We start from the raw sequence: 26,377 nt of genomic DNA, 5'->3' as shown, positions 1-26,377 counted from the left end.
GATCAAAGGCGTCAAGCGGGTTGCCATGAAAATGGCAGACGGTTCAGTGAAGATTTACCTCTATCACCGAACCACCGGCGCGCCGTTGGACGAAACGCGCTTGGTCGAGAGCTTCGCCGAAGCCGAGAAGAAGAAGCGGCGGGCTGGCCAAAGGACCCTGACCGACCTGGTACGGTTTTTTGATACTTCCGAGACCTTCGCCTCACTCAGCGATGAGGTGCGGAAGCAGTATCCCTGGAAGTTAAAGCGGGTCGAACAGCGCTGGGGCACCGTCCCCGAGGAGACTTTCAACAACCAAGACGACGCGGACGCCTTCGCAGCGGACGCGCTCGCATGGCATCAGGAGTTGGGCAAGACCTCGCACCGCTCCGCCGACAATCTCATGTCGGCGCTTTGCCGCGTTCTGAGCTTCGCGAAGGAAAAGCGCCGCATCAAATTCCACCCCATCCCGTCGTTTGAACGGCTCTACAAGAGCGAGCGGGCCGACAAGGTATGGCCGCCCGAGCTGCAACAGCAATTCATCAGCACCGCGCGCCTTGCGATGAAAACGGCCATGATCCTGGTTCGCAACACGGCTATGCGGGCGAAGGATATCCGCGAATTCGCCTGGACCCGCTACGACGGCCAGCGCGTTCAGATCCGGTCAAGCAAAGGGAAGAAGTGGCTATGGATACCAGCAACGCGCGAGCTGCGGGAGCATTTGGATAGCCTTCCGCGCATCGGCGCGCTTGTGATGCTCACCCCGAGCGGGAAGGCCTACCAGCGCCGCTATTTCAATGAGCACTGGCGCGAGGACGCGGACGCTGTTGGGGCCGGAGACCTCAATTTTCATGACAATCGCGGCACCGCCGCAACACTGCTTGCCGAGGCCGGCGCTACGGCGCCCGAGATAGCCGAGGCGCTGACTTGGACCGTGGACAAGGCGCAGCGGATTATTGACACCTATCTAGCCCGTCGCGGGGTACTGGCGGCGAACGCGATTGCGAAACTTGAGGTATATCGGGAGAGGATGCCTAAAGGACGGTAGGCGGCGGCCCCATTTCACTCTCGTCATTCGACACTATCACGACGTCTGCGCAGAGTGGCCGCAGATCTTCTACTAGCAATTCTGGGAGCCTTGAATCTTGAGCAACCGGAGGGAGTACGCTCAACAATTCGTCCCCAGCAGGTCCCACAACCGCAACTGCAATCGACACGCCGTTGCTCATGACTTGATTGCCAAGCTTTACCTGTGGCTTAGGGGTGACCAGAAGCTTGCAACCTTCCAGCTCGAACTCGGCCTTCTCTGCTCCGTCCTCAACAATTCTGATGTGAGCTCCCCCTAGATTGAGGAAGCCGATCGAAGCCAAGATCAAAAGGTCGTCGTAACCACCCGCCTGTTTCGTCGCCGGAATCAAAGGGATCGAATTTCCGATCAACCAAGGGCGGAATCTCTCGATTTTCTCCGCAATACGTGTGTCGATGATCGAGGCAAGATGAAGGGCCGCAAAGGAGAACGATCCCGGCCTTCGAATTTCTCCTGAAAGAATATACGCCCAGTGGTCTCTCATTTTTTCCGAACTGGCATTCTCCGCATATTTCCCGAAAACGTTTAGCCAGTCCTCGGAAGGCATTTCCGTTGTCTTTGGAGGATTAAGGCGCAAAATCTCGCCAGTCGTGACGACAACCTTCTCTCGATTGAGCTGGTGCTTGATCATGGAGTGTACGCAGCGTTCCAAGGCGCGCTCACCCAAGTCCATCGCGTTGGCCTGAATATATTGGGCAGCGGCCTTAGTGAGCGCGTTGCCGATCCGGATGTCGCTCTCGGTTTTCGCATGTGAGAGGGCGCTATCGCGACTGGTTTGATCTTCGATGGCTTTTCTGCCTTGATCAACCTTAGTAGTGCCAAGCTTTGCGATTGAAGAGCCCAGCCGCCCGACATCACCGACCAGTTCCGTAAAGGCCTTCGCCAAACCTGGCACACTCTTTATGAAATCGATCAAATCGGTCACTGCTTCCGCCCCATAGCTGTAAACCGCCTGTAGCGTCGGATCCTAACGGCCCAGGACGAGCATCACTGACACTACTTCGTCCGAGGCTTCTTAGGTGCGCGGGCCTCCTTGCCAGCGCTTTCCCTGCCATCAGCGGAAGGGTTAACCTGAGCTGCATCAACCACCATCGATGGAGGCGCGCCCTCTTCCGCTCTCTGGATACCGATGCTTTGCAAGGCTACTACCGCAGTGGGCATCATCTGGTCGGGAGACGGTCCACCGTTCATCGCGCCGAACCCGAAGTTTACTAAGAGCATCCACTTCCCCTCATGCACGCCCGCATTTTTGATAAGAAGTTCGACCAGTTCTTTCTGCTGGACGGTAATTGAATTAACCTCAGCCATGCCGTCGTTCCTGGTCTCGCTGATGCTGCCAAATTGCAATCGGAAGTTTAGCAACCGACGAGCCATTCGCCGCAAAGAGCTGATTGAGCACGAGATGGTTTCCCAGCGGTTGCTGCATGCTCACGCTGGCGGTCGCGACTCGGATCGTTTGATACGCGACTCCAGAATGCGATACCTCAGCCGCGACGCGACTTGGCCGCGCGCGTTCACCGAGGGCCTCAGCAAGGCAAGTCGTAATTAGCTGATTGAGGCTTACGCCTTCGCGCTCTGCCCAAAGAGCAGCCCGCTTATGCAATCCCTTTGGCATCCGCAGAACCAGCTTCCCGCTGTAATCGGCTGCATCCATCGGATCAGGGATATTTTGCCCCTGAGCAATTGCCGTGTTGATCCAATCAACGGCAACGTCGTCGAGATTTGACAGTGCATCGACCGCTGATTGCCCCGTGGCAAAGCAGCCCGGAAATTCGACGATCTCGGCAAAATAACTTCCATCCTCGTCTGGCACCACCATACGGGCATAAGCCCGCTTCAAATAATCATGTGCGTCCATCATTCTTCTCCCTCTTCTTCGGGCTCGGCATTCTTCTCATCGAGCCAGTCCTCCCACGCAGCGGCATCAGCCTCCAAGTGGTCGAGTATTACCTTCCGCACGCGAGGAGAGAGGTCTGGGTTGCCCCCATGGCGTCCTATCGGAAACGCTCGATGTGCGACGAAAGCGCTTTTCCACATCGGATGATTTCCTCCAGCTTGCACCGTCCTTCCCGCGTCCCTTGCCAAAGCCTCTAGAGCACTCGCCTTTTGCGGACTGCGACGCGCCGCCTTCAAGTCCTTCCATAGCTGATCTAGTTTCTTGCGATCCATAGTACTACATCCGATATCACATATCGTGATTGAAAAAAGCGTTATCGTGAATCAGAGATTTCGACGCCGTGGCTGTTTCAGCACGCCAATCGGGAACACTCGACGAACAGAATTGGCAAAGATTTGGCAAAGGGCGGTTGATGGAAAACAACCGCCCTCGAAACAGATCTGATTTTATTGGATAATTTGGTCGGAGCGAGAGGATTTGAACCTCCGACCCCTAGTCTCCCAGACTAGTGCGCTAACCGGGCTGCGCCACGCTCCGAACGTCGTTCCATTAGCTAGGATCGCTGCTTTGCGCAAGGCGAGGTCACACCAATTTGGTGTCTCCGCCGATAGTGCCCGGAACCGCCCGCAAAGCCGGCGGACCGCCCCTCAGCCGTCCTTCAGCGCCAGATCGAGCATGTCCCGGCAGGCGACGAGGTCGCTCAGCACCCGTCCCAGCCGCTCCCGGTCGATCGCGCTGGGACCCGCCGGCGCCGCGGTGCCGCCCTTGCGGAAGGTGGTCAGGATTTCCTCGTCATCGGTCTCCGAGAAGCGGAAGTCGATGCCTTCCGCCTCCTCGCCCTGGAAATCGTCATCGTCGGTGTCGCGGCTGCCGCGGACGCCGGTCTCCTCCTCGGGCTCCATCAGGCTCGCCCCGATGGCGTCCTCGATCGCGCCGAACGAGACCGCGGCCGCGCTGTCGGCCAAGCCCTGCACCGATTTGACGCCGTGTTCCTTGAGGATCCGCTGCACCCCGCGGATGGTGTAGCCCTCGCCGTAGAGGAGACGGCGGATGCCCTTGAGCAGGTCGACGTCGTCGGGGCGGTAGTAGCGGCGGCCGCCGCTGCGCTTCATCGGCTTGATCTGTGAGAATCGTGTCTCCCAGAACCGCAGCACGTGCTGCGGAATGTCGAGTTCCTGCGCTACTTCGCTGATGGTTCGGAACGCATCCGGCGCCTTGTCCAAATGCCAAATCCTTCTGGAGAGCGGTTACGCCTCCGGTTGAACCTTGCTGCCGTCGCCGTTGGTGCGATGCTGGGCGTTGATGCGCTGCTTCAGGATCGCCGACGGCTTGAACACCATGACCCGGCGCGGCGAGATCGGCACTTCGGTACCGGTCTTCGGGTTGCGGCCGATGCGCTGACCCTTCTTGCGGACCATGAAGGAGCCGAATGACGACAATTTCACCGTCTCGCCCTTCTCAAGGCAGTCGGTGATCTCCTTCAGCACGAGTTCCACGAAGGCAGACGATTCCGTCCGCGACAGTCCCACCTTCTGGTAGACGGCCTCGCAGAGATCAACACGCGTTACGGTTTTGCTTGTATCGGTCATCGCCCTGCCCCACATCACGGCGAACAATTCTTGTCTGAAATTATGAGGTTACGATACGACGGTCAACAGCGCTCATCAATGCAGACGCATCGATAATCGGAGCTAATTCCGGCAAAATTTTATCGACTGTGGCCTTACCAGCGCACGAGCGCGGAGCCCCAGGTGAAGCCGCCGCCCATTGCCTCGAGCAAAACCAGGTCGCCGCGCTTGATGCGGCCGTCCTTGCGCGCCACCGACAGCGCCAGCGGAATCGATGCCGCCGAGGTGTTGCCGTGGTGGTCGACCGTCAGCACCACCTTCTGCGGCGCGATATGGAGCTTGTGGGCGGACGCGTCGATGATTCGCTTGTTGGCCTGGTGCGGCACGAACCAGTCGATGCTGTCGGCATTGAGGCCGGTCGCCTCGAAGGCATCGACGATCACGTCGGTGATCATGCCGACGGCGTGCTTGAAGACCTCGCGGCCCTCCATGCGCAGATGGCCGACGGTCTGAGTCGAGGACGGGCCGCCGTCGACGAACAGTTTCGCCTTGTGACGGCCGTCGGAGCGCAGATGCGTGGTCACCACGCCGCGGTCGGTCGCGGCCTGGCCGGGCTGCTCCTGCGCCTCCAAAATCACGGCGCCGGCGCCGTCGCCAAACAGCACGCAGGTGCCGCGGTCGTTCCAGTCGAGAATGCGCGAGAAGGTCTCCGCACCAATCACCAGCGCCCGCTTGAAGGCGCCGGTGCGCAGGAAATTGTCGGCGGTCGCAAGTGCGAATACGAATCCCGAGCACACGGCCTGCAGATCGAACGCCGCACCACGGTTGATGCCGAGCGCGTGCTGCACGGCGACCGCGGTTGCCGGGAATGTGTTGTCAGGCGTCGAGGTCGCGAGCACGATCAACTCAATCGACTGCGCATCGATGCCTGCATCGGTGAGTGCGGCCTGCGCCGCCTTGATGGCGAGATGCGAGGTGAACTCGCCGTCGGCCGCAATGTGCCGCTCGCGGATGCCGGTGCGCTGCACGATCCACTCGTCGGACGTGTCGATGCGCGCCGCCAATTGGGCATTGGTCACCACCTGCTCCGGCAGATAGGCACCGCAGCCCAGCACGACCGAACGAATTGTCGTCACGAAACATCCTCCGGAGCGGTTGGCACGGAACTGAGCGCACCCCCATCTCGGTTGAGCATCTGATTGATCTTGTTCAGAAGATCGAACTTGGCCATCTCATAGCCAACATCGATCGCATAGGCAAAGCCTTCGGCGTTGGTTCCGCCATGGCTCTTGACCACCACCCCGTTCAATCCAAGGAATACGCCGCCATTGGACTTGTTGGGGTCCATTCTCTCGCGCAGGGTCTGGAAGGCGCGGCGCGCGAACAGATAGCCGAGCTTCGACATCCAGCTCCGGCGCATCTCCTCGCGGAGCAAGGCCGCGATCTGCCGCGCGGTTCCTTCGGCGGCCTTGAGCGCGATGTTGCCGTTGAAGCCCTCGGTGACGATCACGTCGGCCAGCCCCTTGGCGATGCCGTCGCCCTCGACGAAGCCGATATAATCGAGCTGCGGCAGGTTCATCGCGCGCAGGGTTTCGCCGGCCTCGCGGATCTCCTCATGCCCCTTGATCTCCTCGACCCCGATATTGAGCAGACCGACGGTCGGACGCTTCTTGTTGAACAGCACGCTCGCCATCGCCGCGCCCATCAGCGCGAGCGCCACCAGGTGGCGCGCATCGCCGCCGATGGTGGCACCGAGGTCGAGGACGACGGAATCGCCGCGCATGGTCGGCCATACCGCCGTGATCGCGGGACGGTCGATCCCCGGCAGCGTGCGCAGGCAGAAGCGCGCCATCGCCATCAGCGCGCCGGTGTTGCCGGCGGAGATCGCGACATCGGCCTCGCCCTTCTTCACCGCCTCGATGGCGAGCCACATCGAGGAGGTCTTGCGGCCGCGCCGCAGCGCCTGGCTCGGCTTGTCCTCCATGCTGACAGCGACGTCGGTGTGGATGATCCGGGAGGCGGCCTTGAGCTCCGGGTAACGGTCAAGCTCGGGCTCGATCCTGGCGCGGTCACCCACCAGCAGAAACTCGGTCCCGCTGTGCCTGCCGAGCGAGATGGCCGCGCCTGGAATGACCACGGCGGCGCCCACGTCGCCCCCCATGGCGTCAAGCGCAATACGAACCTTGCTTGGCATCAAAATCCCGGAAACCTGGTCTGGTGCGGTCGTCAACTAGCGGGGCCGCGAAATGGGTACGCCACGAACATGGCGACCGGCCAAGCGCGGCGACGCGCTCCGACCGGGGCGCGACAATAGCGTTTTGTGATCCCGAAACAACCTCTTGCCCCCAGTCTTTTGGATTGCGGACGATCTGGCCACGAGTCAGCAAGTTTGAAGGAAATATGGACAAATCAAGCAGATAGCACGACCTTTCAATCCGCCCAGGCAAGCACCTCGCGCGACGGCGCAAAACGGCCCCGCGGGACGGCCGAGCTACGGGCCCTTCTTCTTGTCCTGAAGCGCCTTCAGTGCAGCAAAGGGATTGTCCTCGGGATCGGGAGCGGTGACCTCCGCCTCGAACACGGCACCGGGCTTGCGCGGATAGGGATCAATCGCCAGGAACAGCGCGTCGGTGGCAAGCCGGCCGAGATCGATGATTCCGTTGACGATCGGCTCGGGCGGATCGGCGACTTCGGGGGGCTCCTGATCGTCCCGCCCTTCCTCGATCAGATCGGCCAGCCGCCGCACCTCGGCCTCGGGCGCGAATATCAGATCGATCTCTTCGTCGATTTCACTCTCGATCGGATCGAGCGTCACCACGCAGGTCTGGCCGACTTTGGCACGGACGTGGCCTGTGACATGGACCCGGCCGCCGCTCTTCGGCACGACGTCGAAACTGGCGTGGAGCGGCAGAATTTCGCGCAGGCCGGCAAACTCGGCCACAGCCTGACGCTCGGCGGGCGACGCCTCGAGCTCGCGATGTAGGCCGGTGTCCGGAATATGGGCAACCATCACGGGCGCGCGCCAGGGGTCGGGCTTGGATTCGGTCATCGGTCGGTTCATGGCGTCACGTCCTTCCCATTTGGCGCGGGAAACTTGAAGGATCCGAGCAGCAGCGCCTGTTCGCCAGCCAAGCCGAGAGCCGCCTCCGCGGCCTGCGCGTAAACGGCGAGCCGCCGCGCCCGATCGATCCCGGCGCCATTCAAGATATTCTTGCAGATCGCCTGCGCCAGCGCCTCAGCGCCGCTATCGATCGCCTGGTCGTAAGCCTGAACGCGGCCGTAAAAGGCCTCGCCGAAGGCCCGCATCCGCTTCGGGACGGTCTGGTCGCCCACGCCCATTTCGCGCAAATTGTCGTCCATGTCCTCGCAGAAGCGGTCAAACAGTACCTGCGACGGCTCCACGCCGTCCTGGGCGGTCCGCAGGCGCCGCAGCAGCAGCCAAAGATGCAGCAGCAATAGGTCGAAACGGCCGTTAACCGTATCCGGCACGCCCAAGTCCCGGTAAAATATGGGTTCTCGCGCCTGCGTCACGATCATGCCATAGATGGCCTCAATGGTGCCGGCCGGGGTTAGCCGGGGTTTCCTGAAGTGATTGAACGGCCAAAGCATTGTGGTTTCCGCAAGCGGGCGCGCGCGTGTTGCATTCAGAGCCTCCGCCCGGTACTTCAGCGCCTCGCGCGACGCAAGGGGACGGAATCAGTTCCGCAATGACGATAACGAACCAGAGCCGCCCGCGCGCCGACAGACCGCGCGGCCTTCATTCGCGCTGGCGCGCCTTGAATTCGCGCTGGCGCGGCCTGCGCATGCTCGCGGCCGTGACCCTGGTTGGCGCGGCGCTGGCCGGCTGCACCGGTGAGCAATTCCAGAAGGGCTATATCCTGCCGCCCGGCGCGCTCGAGCAAATTCCGATCGGCGCGAGCCAGGATCAGGTGCTGATCGTGATGGGCACGCCCTCCACCGTCGCCACGCTGGACGGTGAGGTGTTCTATTACATTTCGCAGCGCTCGGAGCGGCCGGTCGCCTTCATGAACCAGAAGCTGGTCGATCAGCGCGTCATCGCGATCTATTTCGACAAGAACCGGCGCGTGCGCCGGCTTGCGAATTACGGCCTCCAGGACGGCAAGATCTTCGACTTCATCAGCCGGACTACGCCGACCTCGGGTCAGGAGATGAGCTATCTCGCGCCGCTTTTCAAGCTGCTGAGCTTTAACTGAGGCTTCAGCCTGCGGCGTCGTGCCGCCTCGTGCGGCTTGCCGTCGTGCGCCGGGTTCCCTACGCTCTCTGCAAAACAAGCAGTGGGGAGTGGATTCGTGTCCGAGAAGTTGCTGTCGCGTCGTCGCGTGCTGACCGGTGCTGCAGGCCTGTCGGCGGCAGCCATCCTGCCGCGATCGAGCTTCGCCGACTGGAAGCCGACCGAGAATGTCCGCATCATCGTGCCGGCCGCGGCCGGCGGCTCGACCGACGTGATGGGCCGGCTGCTCGCCGCTCATCTGCAATCCGCCTGGGGCCAGACTGCCGTCGTGGAGAACCGCTCGGGCGGCGGCGGCACAATCGGCACGGCGGAAGTGGTGCGCTCGAAGCCTGACGGCCACACCATCCTGATCGGCAATCCCGGACCGAACGCGATCGCCTACAGCATCTTCAAGAACCTCAACTACAAGCCGAACCAGCTCCAGCCGGTCTCCAACATGATCCGGATCCCGAACATCGTCTCGGCGCATCCGAAAACCGGCATCAAATCGATTCCCGAGCTGATCGCATACCTCAAGGCCAATCCAGACAAGCTCAGCTACGCCTCCTCCGGCGTCGGCCAGAGCCCTCACCTCACCGGCGCCTGGTTCCTCCAGCTTGCCGGGCTGAAGATGACGCACATTCCGTTCCGCGGTGCCGGCCCCGCGCTCCAGGCTGCCCTCGCCGGCGACATCCAGATCCTGTTCGACAATCTCTACCCAAGCCTACCGCAGGTGCCAGAACGGCACGCTCAACGGCCTCTGCGTCACCACGACCGAGCGCAGCGAGCTCGCGCCGAACCTGCCGACCATGCGCGAGAGCGCGCCGGAGCTTGCGAACTTCGACGTGTCGTCCTGGTTCGCGGTGTTCCTGCCGAAAGGCGCCGCCGCTCCGGTGCTCGAAGCGCTCAATCTTCAAGTCAAGGCGATGCTGGAGCGCGAGGACATCAAGAAGCAGATCACCGCCATGGGTGCCCGCGCCGATTACGGCACTCCGCAGCAGTTCTCCGACTTCGTGGATGCCGAGACCAAGAAGTTCGCCGGCATCATCGAGAAGGAAGGCTTGCAGATGGATGTGCAGTAGCCTGTCCCCCGTGCGGCGCAGGCGCCTTGAACCAGTTGAAAGCCAAGAGAACAGCCCCCGCCAGCGCGGCCGCCAGCAAAGTGCGAGGCCCGGATTGCCGGGAGCCTCTTTGCGTTTTGCCGCACGCCGGACAGACAGTATCGGCCGCCAGCATGTCGCAGCCGCACTGGATACACTTGATGGTCTCGAACGTCATGGCGACGGTCCCCTGTAAAGCCGACAAGAAAAAACCCGCGGCTTGCACCGCGGGTTTGTCGTTCGGGACGCCTGACAGGTTCAGTGCGCCAGGATCGCCAGCAGCAACAGGGCCACGATGTTGGTGATCTTGATCATCGGGTTCACCGCGGGGCCGGCCGTATCCTTGTAGGGATCGCCGACCGTGTCGCCGGTAACAGCGGATTTGTGGGCATCACTGCCCTTGCCGCCGTAATGGCCGTCCTCGATATACTTCTTGGCGTTGTCCCAGGCGCCGCCGCCCGAGGTCATCGAGATCGCGACGAACAGGCCTGTCACGATCACGCCGAGCAACATCGCGCCAACGGCCGAGAACGCCGCCGACTTGCCGGCCGCGCCACCGCCCGCGATCGCGTAGATCAGGAAGTAGACCACGATCGGCGACAGCACCGGCAGCAGCGACGGGATGATCATCTCCTTGATCGCCGCCTTGGTCAGCAGGTCGACCGCCTTGCCGTAATCCGGCTTGTCGGTGCCCTGCATGATGCCCGGCTTCTCCCGGAACTGCCGGCGCACCTCCTCGACGATCGCGCTGGCCGCGCGTCCCACCGCGGTCATGCCCATCGCACCGAACAGATAGGGCAGCAGACCGCCGAACAACAAGCCGACAACCACATAGGGGTTGTTGAGCGAGAAGTCCGGATTGACGCCGGCGAAATAAGCGTGGTGCGCCGAGTCCGCGATGAAGAATTTGAGGTCCTGGTTGTAGGCCGCAAACAGTACGAGAGCCCCGAGACCGGCAGAGCCGATCGCGTAGCCCTTCGTCACCGCCTTGGTGGTGTTGCCGACCGCGTCGAGGGCGTCGGTCGACTTGCGCACTTCCTTCGGCAGACCCGCCATCTCGGCGATGCCACCGGCGTTGTCGGTCACCGGACCGAACGCATCGAGCGCGACGACCATGCCGGCGAGCGCCAGCATGGTGGCGGTCGCGATCGCGATGCCGAACAGGCCGGCAAGGCTGTAAGTGACAAGGATGCCGGCGATGATGACGAGCGCAGGCAGCGCGGTTGCCTCCATCGAGATCGCCAGACCCTGGATCACATTGGTGCCGTGGCCGGTCACCGAGGCCGCCGCGATCGACTTCACCGGGCGATAGTCGGTGCCGGTGTAGTATTCGGTGATCCAGATGATCAATGCGGTGACGACGAGGCCGACAATGCCGCATTCGAACAGCGCCGCGCCGGTGAACTCGACGCCGTCGAGCTTGCCGAAGCCGATCAGGGTGTAGATGACGCCGGCAATGCCGACCAGCGACAGGACGCCGGTTGCGATCAGGCCCTTGTAGAGCGCGCCCATGATCGACTGGCTCGGCCCGAGCTTGACGAAGAAGGTGCCGACGATCGATGTGATGATGCAGATGCCGCCGATGGCGAGCGGCAATGTCATCATGTTCATGAGGATCGGCGTCTTGGCGAAGAAGATCGCCGCGAGCACCATGGTGGCGACCGCGGTCACCGCATAGGTCTCGAACAGATCAGCGGCCATGCCGGCGCAGTCGCCGACATTGTCGCCGACGTTGTCGGCGATGGTGGCCGGGTTGCGCGGATCGTCCTCGGGAATGCCGGCCTCGACCTTGCCGACGAGGTCGCCGCCGACGTCCGCACCCTTGGTGAAGATGCCGCCGCCGAGACGGGCGAAGATCGAGATCAGCGAGGCGCCGAAGCCGAGCGCCACCATGGCGTCGACGACGACCCGGCTGTCAGGCGCGAGCTTCAGCGAATAGACCAGGAAGCCGAAATAGAGCGTCACGCCGAGCAACGCGAGGCCGGCGACCAGCATGCCGGTGATGGCACCCGCCTTGAAGGCGAGCTCGAGCCCGCCCGCCAGCGACGTCGTCGCAGCCTGGGCGGTCCGCACATTGGCGCGGACCGAGACGTTCATGCCGATGAAACCGGCCGCCCCCGACAGGATGGCGCCGATGGCAAAACCGATCGCAACATACAGACCGAGGAAGTAGACGAGCAGCGCGAAGATGACGATGCCGACGAGACCGATGGTGGTGTATTGACGCCGCAAGTAGGCCTGTGCGCCTTCACGCACCGCACCCGCGATCTCCTGCATGCGCGGCGACCCCGCATCCGCGCTCAACACCGAAGACGTCGCCCAAATCGCGTAGACGACGGAAAGCACTCCGCAGAGCACAATCAACCATAATGCTGTCATGTGATTTTTTGCCTCAGATCCTTGATGAACGTACCCCCGGCGCCTTTGTTCTTCCGTCTTGCGGTGCGGCACCTTTATGTTGAACAGGGCCGCCCCTGCCCGAAGGGGCGGCCCTGTTCAGCCACAAGCTTGCCAAAATCAGAATGCGTGTGCAACGCCGTAAGCGGCCGAAAAGACCGATCTCGGCAGGTATTTAGCCTCGTCCCAAGGGCTTGGACCCAGGCTGGAGCAAGTCCTAGAAGTGACTGTAGGACAGCCGCTTCAATGCCAGTTCCCGGCCCATGCAATCCAGGAAGTGCGGCCGTCCATTGCCCTCGATGATCGTGCCGACCGCCGTGACGCCAATCCCTACAGCCCGCCCGGCGGTAATCAGCGCAAAGCTTTGGGCGGCCGGCACGGTGCACAGCACCTCGTAGTCGTCGCCCCCGGCAAGCAGCGTCTCGAGGCGAACGGCGTTGCGCGCGACCAGACCTGCCGCAATGGCTGAGAGCGGCACGCTCGCCACATCGACCGTGGCCGAGACGCCCGACGCCGCACAGAGTTTTGTTAGATCGCCGGCGAACCCGTCGGAGATGTCCATTGCGGCCGTCGCATCGTCGCGCACGGCCCGCGCCAGCCCATTGCGCGGCTGCGGCACGCGATAGCGCGAGACCAGTGCATCCCTTGCAGCGGGATCGGACGCAAGCGCCCCGGCCAGCGCACCGCCCGTGAGCACGTCGAGACCGAGCGCGGCGTCGCCAATTGTGCCCGTCACCAGGATACGGTCGCCCGGTCTGGCGCCGCTACGGCCGACCATCCGCCCCCGCGGCACGCGGCCAAAGGCGGTGATCGAGATCATCTGCGGCCCCGGCGTCGATACCGTGTCGCCACCGAGTAGCGGGCAGGCGAAAGTCTTGGCGTCCTCGCCCAGCGCCTCCGCGAATGGCCTGAGCCAGGCATCCTCCTTGCTGCGCAGCGCCAGCGTCAGCACGAAACCGGCCGGTATCGCACCCTTGGCGGCGAGGTCGGACAGGTTCACCCGCAGCGCCTTACGCGCGATGGTATCGGGAGGATCACCGGCAAGATAGTGCACGCCTTCGACCACGGCGTCGGTGGTGACGACGATGTCCTCACCGAGCGATTGCAGGATCGCGGCGTCGTCGACCAGCCCCAACGCGCCGGGATCGGTCGCCAGCGGCTTGAAATAGCGCGCGATGAGGGAGTCTTCGCCGGAGGGATTCTGTGGGCTTGCCATCAGCGTCGGCCACACACATCGCTGTCATCGCCCGGCTTGACCGGGCGATCCAGTACGCCGAGCCGCCTCTGCTCAAGCACGACCGCCGCGGAGTACTGGATCACCCGCCTTCGCGGGTGATGACGACGGAATATGGGGCAGCCACGTCGCATCACTTCACCGCCCTGCGTCTCGTCCTACCCCCGCCCGAACTCGTCACCGCGAAACTGGCGGCCGATCTGGTCGAGCACCGCGTTCACCATACCGGTCTCCTCGCGGTCGACGAAGGCGTTGGCGACGTCGACATATTCGGACACGACGACGCGGCCCGGCACGTCCTTGCGGTGTTCCAATTCGTAGGCCCCTGCCCGCAGCACCGCGCGCAGAATCGCCTCGATCCGCTTCAAGGGCCAGCCCCTTGAAAGCGCCTCGTCAATCAGCGGATCGAGCTTCTTCTGGTCGCGCACGACGCCGGAGACGACGTCGCGGAAGAATGCTGCTTCCGCGGGGAGATAAGTGTCGCCCTCGACCTCGTTGCCCAGCCAGTGACTCTCGAACTCCGCAAAAATGTCGTTGATTCCGGCGCCGCCGACATCCATCTGGTACAGCGCCTGCACGGCTGCGAGCCGCGCCGCACCGCGTCGGTTCGCCTTCTTCTCCGTGCCAGCCGGCGGCTTTTTGCTGTTGTCGGCCATGATCAAGCTCGCGCCAGCCGGCGCTTGATGCGCAGCATCGCAATTGCGGCGCGCGCGGCGTCGCCGCCTTTGTTGAGCTCGCTGGCGCGCGCCCGCGCCCAGGCCTGCGCCTCGGTGTTGACGGTCAGGATGCCGTTGCCGAGCGGCAGCTTTCGCGCCACCGCAATATCCATCAGCGCGCGCGAGGATTCCTGCGAGACGATCTCGAAATGGATGGTGTCGCCGCGGATCACGCAGCCGAGCGCGATCGCCGCATCATAGGGCTTGCCGCTGCCCGCCGCGGCGTCGACCGCGATGGCGATCGCCGCGGGAATTTCCAGCGCGCCGGGAACTGTGATGACGTCGTGGGTCAGGCCGGCCGCCTTCAGCTCAGCCACGGCGCCTTCGAGCATCGCGTCCTGGAGATCGTCATAGAACCGCGCCTCGACAATCAGCGCGCGCGCGCCGGAAATGTCGGTCTGGTCCTTCAGGGGTGCGCGCCGCGCGTCTGCCATAGTCAAATCCGTTTCAGAGGGTCGGCGTTATGTAGTCGCCGCGAGGGGCTAAGCCAAGTTTTAAACCGTCATTCCGGGGCGATGCGAAGCATCGAACCCGGAATCTCGAGATTCCGGGTCTGGTCCTGCGGACCATCCCGGAATGACGGCTACGCCGTCACTTCATTTCCGTCAGCCGCGCCGCATAGCGGGCCATCAAATCGACCTCGATGTTGACCTCGGCGCCCGCCTTCCAGCCGCCGATCGTCGTGACCGTCAGCGTGTGCGGGATGATCAGCACCGAGAAGGTCACATCCTTCACCGTATTGACGGTCAGCGAGACCCCATCGAGCGTGATCGAGCCCTTGGTGGCGATGAAACGCGCCAGCTCGCGCGTGGTGCTAAGCTCGAACCGCGCCATGTCGGGCAAGTCCTCGCGGCTGACGATGGTCGCGATCCCGTCGGCATGGCCGGCCACGATATGGCCGCCGAGCTCGTCACCGATCTTCAGAGCGCGCTCCAGATTGAGCTTTGAGCCGACCTTCCAGTGCTTCGCCGTCGTCAGTGCCAGCGTCTCGGCCGCAGCATCGACGTCGAACCAGGTTTTGGCGCCGTCAACACCGGAGGCGACCACTGTCAGACAGACGCCGTTGCAGGCAATCGATGCGCCGTCGGCGATGGTCGCACGATCGTAGCGGCAGGCGATGCGAAGGCGGTGCAACTGCCCCTGCGCCACAGCTGTCAGGCTGACGATCTCGCCGATATCGGTGACAATGCCGGTGAACATTTATGCGCGCTCGTAGATGGTGAGAGTATCGCTGTCGAATGTCTCGCTAGCATGAACGCGGAATCCCTGCGACTGCGTGATTTTCGACAGGGGCAATGCATCGAGCGCATCAACCCCATCGGCGCCGACCCCTTCCGCCCCGCGGAACAGCCATATCTGATCGGCAAGCTCGGCGGCGACGAAGGATGCGGCAACACGGCTGCCGCCCTCGACCATCAGCCGCGTGATGCCCTTCTCGGCCAGCGCATGCAGCACAGCCGGAAGATCAAGCCCGGAGGCGCTTGCGGGCGGTATGCGGATGATCTGCGCACCCGCAGCGCCAAGCCGTGTCGCTGCGGCGGCTTCCGCAAGCTCCGAGCCGAGCACCCAGAGCGGCGTCTCGCGCGCGGTGCGCACGAGTTGGCTCGACGCGGGAATGCGCAGGCTCTGGTCGAGCACCACGCGCACCGGCGAACGCGCGGCCATGCCCGGCAGGCGGCAGGTGAGAAGTGGGTCGTCCGCCAGCACCGTGCCGATGCCGACCAAAATGGCGTCGATCGAGGCGCGTAACAGATGCACGCGGTTGCGCGCGGCGTCGCCGGTGATTGCAACCGGCTTGCCGCCGGCCGCGCCGATCTTGCCGTCGGGCGAGACCGCGAGCTTGAGGATCACCTGCGGGCGCTTGTCGCGGATGCGGCGGAAATGGCCGGCATGGTCGAATGCCGCCTCGTCGGCGCATAGCCCGACATCCACCACGATACCGGCTGCGCGCAAGCGGGCATGGCCCTGACCCGCCACCTCCGGATTGGGATCCTCGATCGCCGCCACCACCCGCTTGATGCCGGCCGCGATCACCGCGTCGGCGCAGGGCGGCGATTTGCCGAAATGCGAGCACGGCTCCAGCGTGACGTAGAGCGTCGAGCCGCGCGCCGCCTCGCCCGCGCGCCTCAGCGCTTCAGGCTCGGCATGCGGCCGACCGCCGGGCTGCGTCCAACCCCGGCCGACGATCACGCCGTCCCTGACGATGACGGCGCCCACGGCCGGATTAGGCCAGGTCCGGCCCTGCCCGCGCCGGCCGAGCGCCAGTGCAAGCTGCATGAAACGGCGATCGGCGTCCTTGGTCTCGCGGGCCTTCTGCGCAAATTGATCTTCCAGGATGCGGAAGATCATTTGCGTACCGTTGCAAGCCGCGCTTCCTCCTCGCCGGAGAGCTCGCCGAGCACGTCGGCGAAATCCTTGGCCTCGCGGAAATTGCGATAGACTGAAGCAAAGCGAACATAGGCGACGTCGTCGAGCGTGCGCAGATGTTCCATCACGGTCTCGCCGATCACCTCCGAGGAGATCTCGGCCTCGCCGCCGGTCTCGAGCTCGCGCACGATAGTGGAGACCATCTTCTCCACGCGCTCCGGTTCGACCGGGCGCTTGCGCAGCGAGATCGACACCGAGCGCATCAGCTTGTCGCGGTCGAACGGCACGCGACGGCCGTTGCGCTTGATCACGGTGAGCTCGCGCAGCTGCACGCGCTCGAAGGTGGTGAAGCGGAAATTGCAGGCGACGCACACGCGCCGCCTGCGGATCACGGACGAGTCCTCGGTCGGACGCGAGTCCTTTACCTGCGTATCGAGACTGTTGCAGTTCGGGCAGCGCATCCGTTTACCTTGACCGGTTTTCTTACCAGTTCACTTGGATCTTACTGATAGATCGGGAAGCGATCGGTGAGCGCCTTGACCCGCTCCTTGATCGCGGCCTCTACCAGCGGCGCCTTGCCGTCGGAGGATTGCGCGATCGCGTTCAGGACCTCGGCGATCATGCCGCCGACCTGCTGGAATTCAGCGACACCGAAGCCGCGGGTGGTCGCAGCCGGCGTGCCGAGCCGAATTCCGGAGGTGACGAACGGCGATTCGGGGTCGAACGGAATGCCGTTCTTGTTGCAGGTGATGGCGGCGCGAACCAGCGCCTTCTCCGAGGCATTGCCCTTCAGGCCTTTCGGCCGGAGGTCGACCAGCATCAGATGATTGTCGGTGCCGCCCGAGACAATATCGAAGCCGTGGCTCTTCAGCGTCTCGGCCAGCGCCTTGGCGTTCTCGACGACGTTCTTCGCATAGACCTTGAAATCCGGCCGCAGCGCTTCGCCGAACGCCACCGCCTTGGCCGCGATCACATGCATCAAGGGCCCGCCCTGGAGGCCGGGGAAGATCGCCGAGTTGAGCTTCTTGGTCAGCGTCTCGTCATTCCAAAGCATCAGGCCGCCGCGCGGACCGCGCAGCGACTTGTGCGTGGTCGTGGTGGTGACGTGGGCGTGCGGGACAGGCGAAGCATGCACGCCGCCCGCGACAAGCCCTGCGAAGTGCGCCATGTCGACCAGCAGGTACGCGCCGACGGAGTCCGCGATCTCGCGAAAACGCTTGAAATCCCAAGTGCGCGAATAGGCCGAGCCGCCTGCGATGATCAGCTTCGGCTTGACCTGCTCGGCCTGCCTGGCCACCGCGTCCATGTCGATGATCTGGTCCTCGCGGCGCACGGTGTAGTGCGCAGCCTTGAACCATTTGCCGCTCATGTTGACGGGCGAGCCATGGGTGAGATGGCCGCCAGCCGCAAGGTCGAGGCCCATGAAGGTGTCGCCGGGCTGGAGCAGCGCCAGAAACACCGCCTGATTCATCTGGCTGCCGGAATTGGCTTGGACGTTGGCAAAGCCAGCGCCAAACAGCTTCTTGGCGCGGTCGATCGCGACGTTCTCGGCGACATCGACCCACTCACAACCGCCGTAGTAGCGCGCGCCCGGATAACCCTCGGCATATTTGTTCGTCATCACCGAACCCTGCGCATCCAGCACGGCACGGCTGACGATGTTCTCGGAGGCGATCAGCTCGACTTCATGGCGCTGCCGGCCGAGCTCGCCCTTGATGGCGGCGGCGATTTCCGGGTCGGCCTGGTCGAGCGGGGCGGTAAAAAACGAATCGGGTGCGGAGGCGGTTTTGGCGAAGGTCATCTTGCGAATATCTCCACCGCCGCAGCCTTTTGGCGGGCTACGGGCGGGTCTGGTGTGGCGATCGGAAGCGGCGAGCGCGATCTACCACATTGCCCGCCCCCGGCCAAGTAGTTGCGGGTCGGGCCGGATATTTATGCAAGATATGGTGGTGGGGACACGGACCATGGGCGAGCTCGCGCGAACCTTCCGGTCTCGCCTCATCCAAAAGGGCCGATCTGGACCTTAACGCCAAGGTCGTCCCATGGTGCTCGTCCGCTCTCTACAGCCCGGTATACCCCGCCTTCACCGGGTCCACGGTGCCGTCCAGCTGGCGCAGATAGGTCAGGCCGCACACAGTCAACCTGTGGCTGTCCTTCTCACCGGCTTCCATCAGAGTGTTAAGGTAGTTTGTCACCTTTTCCCGCGCCTCTGCACTCGCCGCGGACGTCCGATTGGCGAGCAGGTCATAGGTTTGCATGATGCGGTCGATGGTGGCTTCCATGGCACCCTCTGATTTTGGGAGATTTTCGGAGTTTTGATCAGGCAACCGCTCTGGCCTCGGCTTGCGCCTCGAACCTGGCGATGGCCTTGTTGGCCAGCCTGATCCTGTTGAATTCACCGTGCTGGAGCAGCTTGATGATAATCTCGAGCAGCCCCTCATTGGTGACCAGCGTATCGGGGATCGCGCCGGAGCGGCGCAGGTAATTCGCCGCGATGGCGTAGGCATCGCTCACGAGTTCGACGTTCACAGCCTGCAACCCGCGTTCGACCAGCATCACGTCCTCCGATCCGCGGACATAACCGCCAAAAAGGGAACTGGTTCCGATCGGCTGTGAGGTTTTTTTCGCAACTGCAAAAACGGCAAAACGCACCGGTCCGGGCAGTAGCCGGACCGATGCGCTTGGGGAAGTGAGACACTTTTGGAAGGCTCGCCGGTCTTGTTGGGCCGGCTTGGCCCTCGTCGTTCTTGGGAACTCAGAGCCGATACAGGATCTGGTCGGTCCAGAACCGCTCGAGGCGGTGCAGCGACTTGTTCAGGGTCGAGAACTCCTCGCCCGAGATGCCGCCGACCTGCTCCACCGTCTTGACGTGCTTCTGGTAGAGCGAGTCGACAATTCGGCGGACTTCCTGGCCCTGCGGGGTCAGGCGAATGCGAACCGAGCGGCGGTCAACGCGCGAGCGCTGATGATCGAGGAAGCCGAGCTCGACGAGCTTCTTCAGATTGTAGGAGACGTTGGAGCCGAGATAGTAACCGCGCGTGCGCAGTTCGCCCGCAGTCAGCTCCTTGTCGCCGATGTTGTAGAGCAGAAGCGCCTGCACCGAATTGATGTCGGCGCGGCCACGACGATCGAACTCGTCCTTGATGACGTCGAGCAGGCGGCGATGCAGCCGCTCCACCAGAGTCAAGGCTTCCAGATAGAGCGTCTGCACCGAGCCCTGCTGGCCGGAGACGCGTTCCGCGGTATCTGCCGCAGTTGCGACGGCTTTCATCATGACACTTCCCCTGTTGTCGTTTTTATCGACACTCATTCGACGAAACTTGTGTCCCGTCTGATAGGTGCAACTTAAGGGGCGCCGTTTGAAGATCGGCTTAAATAAGAGAATAAAGAGATCATGAATTTAAGACAGTGAATTGCGGATTAAGCCTGTGCCACAAGCACTTTTCGCAACCGTCTGTTCACCGTGGCAAGGTCCTGTTCACCCTCCGTCCGACCATTGTGTCGCATTCCAGAACAGCCCCGCCCCGTTTCGAAACGTGCCCATAACAGCTATGGCGGATCGCGCCAGGTCAACGAAAACTTGCCTCGAATTTGAAGCAACGAGTGGTCAACCAAGCTCGCGTGAAACCGCGTCGCGTCCCGAAGCTGAACAGCAACTATGGCGGCCGTTCGCGCGCCGCCATCCAGGCGAGCGCCAGATAAGCGGCGAGCATGATGGCCTCGACCGCGACGACGACCAGGCTGCCGCCGTAGATACCGGGGAACATCAGTTCGATCACCGCCATCGACACCACGGTGGTCAGCCACACCACCGCGCCCCAGGGCGTGGCCAGCCACAGGCCGACGGCGGCGACGAGCTCGATCACGGCGAAGTAGATCGTCGAGGCTTGCCACGCCATCGACTGGTTCTCGAACGCCTCGTCCTCACCGCCGACGAAGCCCGTCACCTGCGCCCAGTGATAGAGGCCCTTGAGGATCGAGAGCAGCGCCATCACCCGCAAGAACAGCACGAGCCGGCGCGTCCAGACATTGTCGTCGGACTCCGGGCGCTCCGACGAGATCGCCGCCACGGACATTGCATTGTCGCGGGCAGTATCCCTGGCATTGGCGCTGTCGCGCGCCGCGTCGCGGCTGGAAATATCGGACATGCCCCCTTCTGGCTGTTTCGCCCCGCAAAATCAATCGGCCGCTATCCCTTGCGGCAGGTCAAGCCGCGGTGACGGGAAGGATGCGAACTGGTATAAGAATAATTCCAGCCGGAGGAAGAGTTGATGGCGATCAAATACGGACGTCCGATCGAATTGCGCGAGGTTTCGCGCGGGGACGGCGCGGGAGCCTCCCCTGCCCTCGATCTGACCATCCGCCCGCGCCGCAACCGCAAGGCCGAATGGGCCCGGCGCATGGTGCGCGAGAACGTGCTCACCACCGACGATTTGATCTGGCCGCTGTTCCTGATCGACGGCCATAACAAGCGCGAACAGATCGCCTCGATGCCGGGCGTCGACAGGCTGAGCGTCGACCAGGCCGTGCGCGACGCCGAGCGTGCGATGAAGCTGACCATTCCCTGCATCGCGCTGTTTCCCTACACCGACCCGTCACTGCGCGACGAGGAAGGCTCGGAGGCCACCAACCCGGACAATCTGGTCTGCAAGACCGTGCGCGCGATCAAGAAGGAATTTCCCGATCTCGGTATCCTCTGCGACGTCGCGCTCGATCCCTTCACCAGCCATGGCCATGACGGCCTGATTGCCGACGGCAGGATCTTGAACGACGAGACGGTCGCCGTGCTCGTGCGCCAGGCACTTGTGCAGGCCGAAGCCGGCTGCGACATCATCGCACCCTCCGACATGATGGACGGCCGTGTTGCAGCGATCCGCGAGGGGCTGGATCGGGCGGGCCTGCTCGACGTGCAGATCATGGCTTACGCCGCCAAATACGCCTCCGCCTTCTACGGCCCGTTCCGCGACGCCATCGGCTCGGCCAAGGCGTTGACCGGCGACAAACGCACCTACCAGATGGACAGCGCCAACACCGACGAGGCGTTACGCGAAGTCGAGCTCGACATTTCCGAGGGCGCCGACATGGTGATGGTGAAGCCCGGCATGCCCTATCTCGACGTGCTGCGCCGCGTAAAGGACACGTTTGCGATGCCGACCTTCGCTTACCAGGTCTCCGGCGAATACGCGATGATCGCGGCTGCGGCCAACAACGGCTGGCTCGACGGCGAACGCGCGATGATGGAAAGCCTGCTCGCGTTCAAGCGCGCCGGCGCCGACGGCGTGCTCAGTTATTTCGCAGCCCAGGCTGCCGAGAAGCTGCGGGCGCAGGGGGTAAGCAGGCCGTCGTACCGGCGAAGGACAAACTACCAGTCTTCGCCAAACCAATTCCTGTGGTTATGGATCCCGGCTTTCGCCGAGACGACACCGAGTGTGAGCTGGTAGCGGTGGCTCCCAGCAGGCCGCCCCCAGAATCGCCGGAATATTTCGGCTTGTTAATCCTGACGCGCCCTTGGCACGCGGATCGCCTGCTCCCATGTCCTTCCACGGGAGTTTTCCCCGGGAGAACGGACATGTCGTATTCGGATTCGGACAATGCCTGGCGCAATGACGGCGGGGCGCATGCCTACGACCCTTATCTGAACCCGGAACTGTTCCGCGGCGTGGCGACTCGGCGGGTGTTTGCCTTCCTGATCGACATGGTCGTGATCTCCGTCCCTGTCATCCTCGGCTATCTCTTCATCGCCGTGTTCGGCGTGGTCACGCTCGGCATCGGCTGGGCCCTGTTCTGGCTGGCATGGCCGGCATCCGTGGTCTGGGCGATCGTCTATTACGGCGCCTGCATCGGTGGTCCCCGCTCGGCGACGATCGGTATGCGGGTGATGGACCTGGAGTTGCGCACCTGGTACGGCGCACCCGGCTATTTCGTGCTCGGCGCCACCCACGCCGTGCTGTTCTGGGTGACGGTGTCGTTCCTGTCCCCCTTTGTGGTCCTGGTCGGCCTGTTCAACGGCCGTCGGCGCCTGCTGCACGATTTCGTGCTGGGAACGGTCCTCATCAACAATTCCGTCCGTGCACCCGTGCCTCAGGCCACCAGAACCTACTGATCATAACCTATCAACCAGGACCGAATAAGTTGTCTGAGCTGATCTGCCGAGCAGACCGATTGACCAGGGGCCTTCGTAGCGCGATGCTGATACTCACTTCGGAGGCCCACGACGTCCCGTGACCCAGCACTCGCGCGACACCCCGCAATTTTACCTGACGGCGCCGTCCCCCTGCCCGTATCTGCCGGGACGACACGAGCGCAAGGTGTTTACGCACCTCGTGGGTGAGCGTGCCGGTGACCTGAACGACCTGCTGACCCATGGCGGCTTCCGCCGCAGCCAGTCCATCGCCTACCGTCCGGCCTGCGACCAGTGCCGCGCCTGCGTCTCCGTCCGGGTGATCGCGAACGAGTTCCGCCCGTCCCGCAACTTCCGCAAGGTGATCGCCCGCAATTCCGACATCATCGGTGAGCAGCGCAGCGCGGTGCCCACCTCCGAGCAATATTCGGTGTTCCGCGCCTATCTCGATTCCCGCCACCGCCATGGCGGCATGGCCGACATGACCGTGCTCGACTACGCCATGATGGTCGAGGACAGCCACGTCGAGACCCGTATCATCGAGTACCGCAAGCGCGGCCCCGATAGCGGCATCACCGGCCGGGGCGAGGAGCTGATCGCGGTGGCGCTCACCGACGTGCTCAGCGACGGCCTGTCGATGGTCTATTCGTTCTTCGAGCCGGGCCAGGTCAGCCGCTCGATGGGCACCTTCATGATCCTCGACCACATCGCGCGCGCCCGCCGGCAAGGGCTGCCTTATGTGTATCTCGGCTACTGGATCGAGGGCTCCAAGAAGATGGACTACAAGGCTCGCTTCCTGCCGCAGCAGCGCCTCGCGCCCTCAGGCTGGCTGCGCATCGACGCGCAGGGCGACGCGGCGTCCGAGCCGCAGGACTAGCCGCCCTCACCCGAACAGCATATCGGCCAGCAGCTTCACGTTCAAAACGACGATCACGCCCGCCACGATCCACGCGATCGCGGCGACCCATTTGGCAATCGCGAACTTCCCCATCTTGCGGCGGTCCGAGACGAACCGCACCAGCGGGATGACCGCGAACGGTAGCTGCATCGACAGCACGACTTGGCTGAACACCAGCAGATCGGCGGTGCCGCGCTCGCCATAGATCGCGGTGACGGCGATCACCGGAACGATGGCGATACCCCGCGTCAAGAGGCGGCGCGCCCAGCTCGGCAGGCGCAGGTCGAGAAAACCCTCCATCACGATCTGGCCGGCGAGCGTCGCCGTCACCGTCGAATTGAGGCCCGAGGCGAGCAGCGCAATTGCAAACAGCGTCGAGGCGATGCCAAGACCCAGCAGGGGCGAGAGCAGCTCGAACGCCTGGCCGATCTCGGCGACATCCGAATGGCCGCTTCCGTGGAACGTCGCAGCGGCCACGACGAGGATCGCGGCATTGACGAACAGCGCCAGCATCAGCGCGATGGTCGAGTCCGTCGTCGCCCATTTGATCGCTTCGCGACGGCCCGTATCGTTGCGTTCATAGGCGCGCGTCTGCACGATCGACGAATGCAGGTAGAGATTATGCGGCATCACGGTCGCGCCGATGATGCCGATGGCGATGTAGAGCATGTCCGGATTGGTGAAGATCTCGGTCTTCGGCATAAAGCCGTGCAGGACGTCCGCGACCGGCGGCGCCGCGGCCACGATCTGGGCCGCAAAGCAGACCCGCGATCACCGCAAGCAGCGCCATCACGAAGGCTTCGAGCAAACGGAAGCCGCGGTTCATCAGGAGCAGCAGCAGGAAGGCATCCAGTGCAGCCAGCAACGCGCCGCCAAGCAGAGGAATGCCGAACAACAGCTTCAGCGCGATCGCGGTGCCGATGACCTCGGCGAGATCGCAGGCGATGATAGCCGCCTCGCAAGCGAGCCACAGCATGAAGTTGGTTGCAGGCGAATAGGTCGCGCGGCAGGCTTGCGCGAGGTCGCGATCGGTGGCGATCCCGAGCCGTGCCGCCAGCGCCTGCAACAGGATCGCCATCAGGTTCGAGAGCAAGATGACCGAGAGCAGCGTGTAACCGAATTTCGATCCGCCAGCGAGATCCGTCGCCCAGTTGCCGGGGTCCATGTAGCCGACCGACACCATGTAACCCGGACCAACGAAAGCGAGCAGTCGCCGCCACCAGCGGCCGGACGCCGGGAGGGCAACCGAGGCATTCACCTCGGCGAGGCTCTTGATGGTCGGCGCGTCAGCGCGCCAGCCGGGGGCTTCCGGGATCAGATCGGGAGATCGGGCATCCATGAGGCGAGAATACCGAAGCTGGACCTTATTGCAACTCATTTGCAACTGCATCTGGCTGCGTTAGTTCCCGCCGCGGTCCGATCCCCGGCTGTCGGGAAGCGGGTGGGTTTGGCAGTCGCCTGGGGCGGATACTGGCGCCAACCGACTTCGCAGGAAATGCGCCATGTCAAAAATGCCCCGCCTCCCCGACACGTTCAACCGCCTCGCCTGGTCCAACCTTGCGGCACAATCCGCCGAGCAGATCGCGCTGGCGGCGGCCCCGATTGTCGCCGTGCTGACGCTCGGCGTGGCCGAAGGCCGGACCGGCCTGCTGCAGACCGCGCTCACGTTGCCCTTCGTGCTGTTCGCCATTCCGGCCGGCCTGCTCGCCGACCGCATCTCGCGCCGCTCGCTGATGGCGAGCGCCGAGGCGCTGCGGGCGGTGGCGCTAGCCGCTATCGTCCTTCTGCTCGCCCTCGGCGCGCTCAACCTGCTCCTCCTGGCGCTGCTCGGCTTCGCCGCTGTGTGCGGCACGGTCGTCTACAGCGTGGCCGCGCCGGCCCTGGTACCCTCGCTGGTGAGTTCGGACCTGCTGCCGGCCGCCAATGCCCGCATCGAGCTCGCGCGCACCGTCGCCTTCGCGAGTGGTCCTGCGCTCGGCGGTGCGCTGGTCGGCTGGTGGGGCGCGAGCCCGGCCTTCGGCTTTGCCGCGGCACTTTCGGCGATCGCCGTCGTACTGCTCTCCGGAATCTACGAGCCGGCGCGCGCGCCCACGCCGCGGCGCCATCCGTTCCAAGACATCCGGGAAGGCGCGGGATTCGTGTTCCACCACCCGCTGCTGCGACCAGTGTTCATCACTCAGTTCATCTTCAACACCGGCTGGTTTCTGCAGATCGCGGTGTTCGTGCCTTACGCCGTGCGTCATCTCGGCCTGAGCGCCGCCGGTGTCGGAACGGTGCTGACCATGTACGGCGTCGGCATGGTGATCGGCGCGCTGCTCGCAACCCGCGTGATGAAGCGCATCGCCTTCGGCACCGTTGTCGGCCTCGGCCCCGTCACCGGCTTCGTCGCCGCCGTGGTGATGGCGCTGACGGTGCCGGTCCCCTCGCCCTGGCTCGCCGGCCTCAGCTTCTTCCTGCTCGGCGTCGGGCCCATCCTGTGGGTGATCTCGACCACGACGCTGCGCCAGTCGGTGACGCCGCCGCGCCTGTTGGGGCGCGTCTCGGCCATCAACATCATGAGCTACGGCGCCCGTCCGCTCGGCTCGGCACTAGGCGCAATCGTCGGCGGGTTTTACAGTGCGGAAGCGTGTCTCTATCTGGCAGCCGCTGTATTCGGCGTGCAGGCGCTGGTGATCTGGCTCTCGCCTGCGGTCGCGTTGGATCGGCAGCCGGACATGGTGGAGGACGGCGCGGCGGTGCGGTGTTAGCCGCACCCTCATTTGCGAGCGAAGCGAAGCAGTCC

27 protein-coding genes, 1 tRNA gene and 3 pseudogenes are annotated in these 26,377 nt (G+C 63.6%); 7 read left to right on the top strand and 24 right to left on the bottom strand.

Annotated features, from left to right (window positions below; translation table 11 throughout):
- Nucleotides 1-25: 25 nt before the first annotated feature.
- Nucleotides 26-1,027 carry a tyrosine-type recombinase/integrase gene (locus tag AB8Z38_RS04535; RefSeq protein WP_369723306.1) on the top strand — a complete coding sequence of 334 codons (1,002 nt, stop codon included), beginning with the start codon at nt 26-28 and terminating at the stop codon, nt 1,025-1,027.
- Here the strand turns inward: AB8Z38_RS04535 and AB8Z38_RS04530 are convergent.
- The 11 genes from AB8Z38_RS04530 to AB8Z38_RS04480 form a co-directional block, all read right to left on the bottom strand.
- Complete coding sequence (locus tag AB8Z38_RS04530; protein WP_369723305.1) at nt 1,014-1,991, bottom strand: DUF2806 domain-containing protein; 978 nt, start codon at nt 1,989-1,991, stop codon at nt 1,014-1,016. The two genes, AB8Z38_RS04535 and AB8Z38_RS04530, sit on opposite strands and share 14 nt — an antisense overlap.
- A 71-nt stretch (nt 1,992-2,062) precedes the next feature.
- Nucleotides 2,063-2,374: a hypothetical protein gene (locus tag AB8Z38_RS04525; protein ID WP_369723304.1), complete on the bottom strand. Its 312-nt coding sequence runs from the start codon at nt 2,372-2,374 to the stop codon at nt 2,063-2,065.
- Nucleotides 2,367-2,924, bottom strand: coding sequence for a toxin-antitoxin system HicB family antitoxin (locus tag AB8Z38_RS04520; protein ID WP_369723303.1), 558 nt, complete (start codon nt 2,922-2,924; stop codon nt 2,367-2,369). Before AB8Z38_RS04520 ends, AB8Z38_RS04525 begins: the two co-directional genes overlap by 8 nt.
- Nucleotides 2,924-3,235: a hypothetical protein gene (locus AB8Z38_RS04515; RefSeq protein ID WP_369723302.1), complete on the bottom strand. Its 312-nt coding sequence runs from the start codon at nt 3,233-3,235 to the stop codon at nt 2,924-2,926. Before AB8Z38_RS04515 ends, AB8Z38_RS04520 begins: the two co-directional genes overlap by 1 nt.
- A gap of 187 nt (nt 3,236-3,422) precedes the next feature.
- Nucleotides 3,423-3,500, bottom strand: a tRNA-Pro gene (locus AB8Z38_RS04510).
- A 110-nt stretch (nt 3,501-3,610) separates the two neighbouring features.
- Nucleotides 3,611-4,186, bottom strand: a complete 576-nt coding sequence (locus AB8Z38_RS04505; RefSeq protein ID WP_369723301.1) for a MerR family transcriptional regulator — start codon at nt 4,184-4,186, stop codon at nt 3,611-3,613.
- Between the two features lie 24 nt (nt 4,187-4,210).
- Complete coding sequence (locus AB8Z38_RS04500) at nt 4,211-4,552, bottom strand: integration host factor subunit alpha (protein WP_028171641.1); 342 nt, start codon at nt 4,550-4,552, stop codon at nt 4,211-4,213.
- 134 nt (nt 4,553-4,686) lie between these two features.
- Nucleotides 4,687-5,667 carry a beta-ketoacyl-ACP synthase III gene (locus AB8Z38_RS04495; protein ID WP_369723300.1) on the bottom strand — a complete coding sequence of 327 codons (981 nt, stop codon included), beginning with the start codon at nt 5,665-5,667 and terminating at the stop codon, nt 4,687-4,689.
- The gene (gene plsX / locus AB8Z38_RS04490) at nt 5,664-6,725 is read right to left on the bottom strand and encodes a phosphate acyltransferase PlsX (protein ID WP_369723299.1); all 1,062 of its coding nucleotides are present in this window, start codon (nt 6,723-6,725) and stop codon (nt 5,664-5,666) included. The genes AB8Z38_RS04495 and plsX overlap by 4 nt, the downstream gene beginning before the upstream one ends.
- A 297-nt stretch (nt 6,726-7,022) precedes the next feature.
- Entirely contained in the window at nt 7,023-7,592 is a 570-nt protein-coding gene (locus AB8Z38_RS04485) for a DUF177 domain-containing protein (protein ID WP_369723298.1), read from the bottom strand.
- On the bottom strand, nt 7,589-8,140 hold the full coding sequence (locus AB8Z38_RS04480) for a ubiquinol-cytochrome C chaperone family protein (protein ID WP_369723297.1): 552 nt from the start codon (nt 8,138-8,140) through the stop codon (nt 7,589-7,591). The genes AB8Z38_RS04485 and AB8Z38_RS04480 overlap by 4 nt, the downstream gene beginning before the upstream one ends.
- Nucleotides 8,141-8,238: 98 nt before the next feature.
- Between AB8Z38_RS04480 and AB8Z38_RS04475 the strand changes: the two genes are divergently transcribed.
- Together AB8Z38_RS04475 and AB8Z38_RS04470 are read left to right on the top strand one after the other, a co-directional pair.
- Nucleotides 8,239-8,745, top strand: a complete 507-nt coding sequence (locus AB8Z38_RS04475; protein WP_369723296.1) for an outer membrane protein assembly factor BamE — start codon at nt 8,239-8,241, stop codon at nt 8,743-8,745.
- A 96-nt stretch (nt 8,746-8,841) separates the two neighbouring features.
- Nucleotides 8,842-9,844 (top strand): annotated as a pseudogene (locus tag AB8Z38_RS04470) (Bug family tripartite tricarboxylate transporter substrate binding protein).
- Between the two features lie 276 nt (nt 9,845-10,120).
- Here AB8Z38_RS04470 and AB8Z38_RS04465 read toward each other — a convergent pair.
- The 12 genes from AB8Z38_RS04465 to AB8Z38_RS04410 form a co-directional block, all read right to left on the bottom strand.
- Nucleotides 10,121-12,241, bottom strand: coding sequence for a sodium-translocating pyrophosphatase (locus AB8Z38_RS04465; RefSeq protein ID WP_369723295.1), 2,121 nt, complete (start codon nt 12,239-12,241; stop codon nt 10,121-10,123).
- A 235-nt stretch (nt 12,242-12,476) separates the two neighbouring features.
- On the bottom strand, nt 12,477-13,475 hold the full coding sequence (thiL, locus tag AB8Z38_RS04460; protein ID WP_369723294.1) for a thiamine-phosphate kinase: 999 nt from the start codon (nt 13,473-13,475) through the stop codon (nt 12,477-12,479).
- A 176-nt stretch (nt 13,476-13,651) separates the two neighbouring features.
- Nucleotides 13,652-14,149, bottom strand: a complete 498-nt coding sequence (gene nusB, locus AB8Z38_RS04455) for a transcription antitermination factor NusB (RefSeq protein WP_369723293.1) — start codon at nt 14,147-14,149, stop codon at nt 13,652-13,654.
- Between the two features lie 2 nt (nt 14,150-14,151).
- Nucleotides 14,152-14,643, bottom strand: a complete 492-nt coding sequence (gene ribH, locus AB8Z38_RS04450; protein ID WP_369723292.1) for a 6,7-dimethyl-8-ribityllumazine synthase — start codon at nt 14,641-14,643, stop codon at nt 14,152-14,154.
- A 157-nt stretch (nt 14,644-14,800) separates the two neighbouring features.
- On the bottom strand, nt 14,801-15,409 hold the full coding sequence (locus tag AB8Z38_RS04445) for a riboflavin synthase (RefSeq protein WP_369723291.1): 609 nt from the start codon (nt 15,407-15,409) through the stop codon (nt 14,801-14,803).
- Nucleotides 15,410-16,558: a bifunctional diaminohydroxyphosphoribosylaminopyrimidine deaminase/5-amino-6-(5-phosphoribosylamino)uracil reductase RibD gene (gene ribD / locus AB8Z38_RS04440; RefSeq protein WP_369723290.1), complete on the bottom strand. Its 1,149-nt coding sequence runs from the start codon at nt 16,556-16,558 to the stop codon at nt 15,410-15,412.
- Complete coding sequence (gene nrdR / locus AB8Z38_RS04435; protein ID WP_045007969.1) at nt 16,555-17,037, bottom strand: transcriptional regulator NrdR; 483 nt, start codon at nt 17,035-17,037, stop codon at nt 16,555-16,557. Before nrdR ends, ribD begins: the two co-directional genes overlap by 4 nt.
- Before the next feature lie 41 nt (nt 17,038-17,078).
- A complete protein-coding gene (gene glyA / locus AB8Z38_RS04430; RefSeq protein WP_369723289.1) occupies nt 17,079-18,377 on the bottom strand; it encodes a serine hydroxymethyltransferase in 1,299 nt (432 codons plus the stop codon).
- A gap of 259 nt (nt 18,378-18,636) precedes the next feature.
- On the bottom strand, nt 18,637-18,858 hold the full coding sequence (locus AB8Z38_RS04425) for a hypothetical protein (RefSeq protein WP_369723288.1): 222 nt from the start codon (nt 18,856-18,858) through the stop codon (nt 18,637-18,639).
- 37 nt (nt 18,859-18,895) lie between these two features.
- Entirely contained in the window at nt 18,896-19,132 is a 237-nt protein-coding gene (locus AB8Z38_RS04420) for a hypothetical protein (protein WP_369726740.1), read from the bottom strand.
- A 199-nt stretch (nt 19,133-19,331) separates the two neighbouring features.
- Nucleotides 19,332-19,850 carry a transcriptional regulator LdtR gene (gene ldtR, locus AB8Z38_RS04415; protein WP_007603420.1) on the bottom strand — a complete coding sequence of 173 codons (519 nt, stop codon included), beginning with the start codon at nt 19,848-19,850 and terminating at the stop codon, nt 19,332-19,334.
- A gap of 382 nt (nt 19,851-20,232) precedes the next feature.
- Nucleotides 20,233-20,724: a DUF6163 family protein gene (locus AB8Z38_RS04410; RefSeq protein ID WP_369723287.1), complete on the bottom strand. Its 492-nt coding sequence runs from the start codon at nt 20,722-20,724 to the stop codon at nt 20,233-20,235.
- A 123-nt stretch (nt 20,725-20,847) separates the two neighbouring features.
- On the opposite strand from AB8Z38_RS04410, the pseudogene hemB reads away from it, so the two are divergent.
- The 3 genes and pseudogenes from hemB to AB8Z38_RS04395 form a co-directional block, all read left to right on the top strand.
- Nucleotides 20,848-21,906 (top strand): annotated as a pseudogene (gene hemB / locus AB8Z38_RS04405) (porphobilinogen synthase); the annotation flags it as partial.
- Nucleotides 21,907-22,145: 239 nt separating this feature from the next.
- The gene (locus AB8Z38_RS04400) at nt 22,146-22,679 is read left to right on the top strand and encodes an RDD family protein (RefSeq protein WP_369723286.1); all 534 of its coding nucleotides are present in this window, start codon (nt 22,146-22,148) and stop codon (nt 22,677-22,679) included.
- Nucleotides 22,680-22,797: 118 nt separating this feature from the next.
- Complete coding sequence (locus tag AB8Z38_RS04395) at nt 22,798-23,574, top strand: arginyltransferase (RefSeq protein ID WP_369723285.1); 777 nt, start codon at nt 22,798-22,800, stop codon at nt 23,572-23,574.
- A 6-nt stretch (nt 23,575-23,580) separates the two neighbouring features.
- Here the strand turns inward: AB8Z38_RS04395 and AB8Z38_RS04390 are convergent.
- A pseudogene (locus AB8Z38_RS04390) lies at nt 23,581-24,934 on the bottom strand (Nramp family divalent metal transporter).
- A gap of 163 nt (nt 24,935-25,097) precedes the next feature.
- Between AB8Z38_RS04390 and AB8Z38_RS04385 the strand changes: the two are divergent.
- Entirely contained in the window at nt 25,098-26,342 is a 1,245-nt protein-coding gene (locus AB8Z38_RS04385; RefSeq protein WP_369723284.1) for an MFS transporter, read from the top strand.
- Nucleotides 26,343-26,377: the final 35 nt, after the last annotated feature.

The sequence above is a fragment of the Bradyrhizobium sp. LLZ17 genome, assembly GCF_041200145.1.
GTDB lineage: Bacteria > Pseudomonadota > Alphaproteobacteria > Rhizobiales > Xanthobacteraceae > Bradyrhizobium.
Note: the sequence above shows the minus strand (reverse complement) of the source record. Positions and strands in the feature narration are given on the sequence as shown.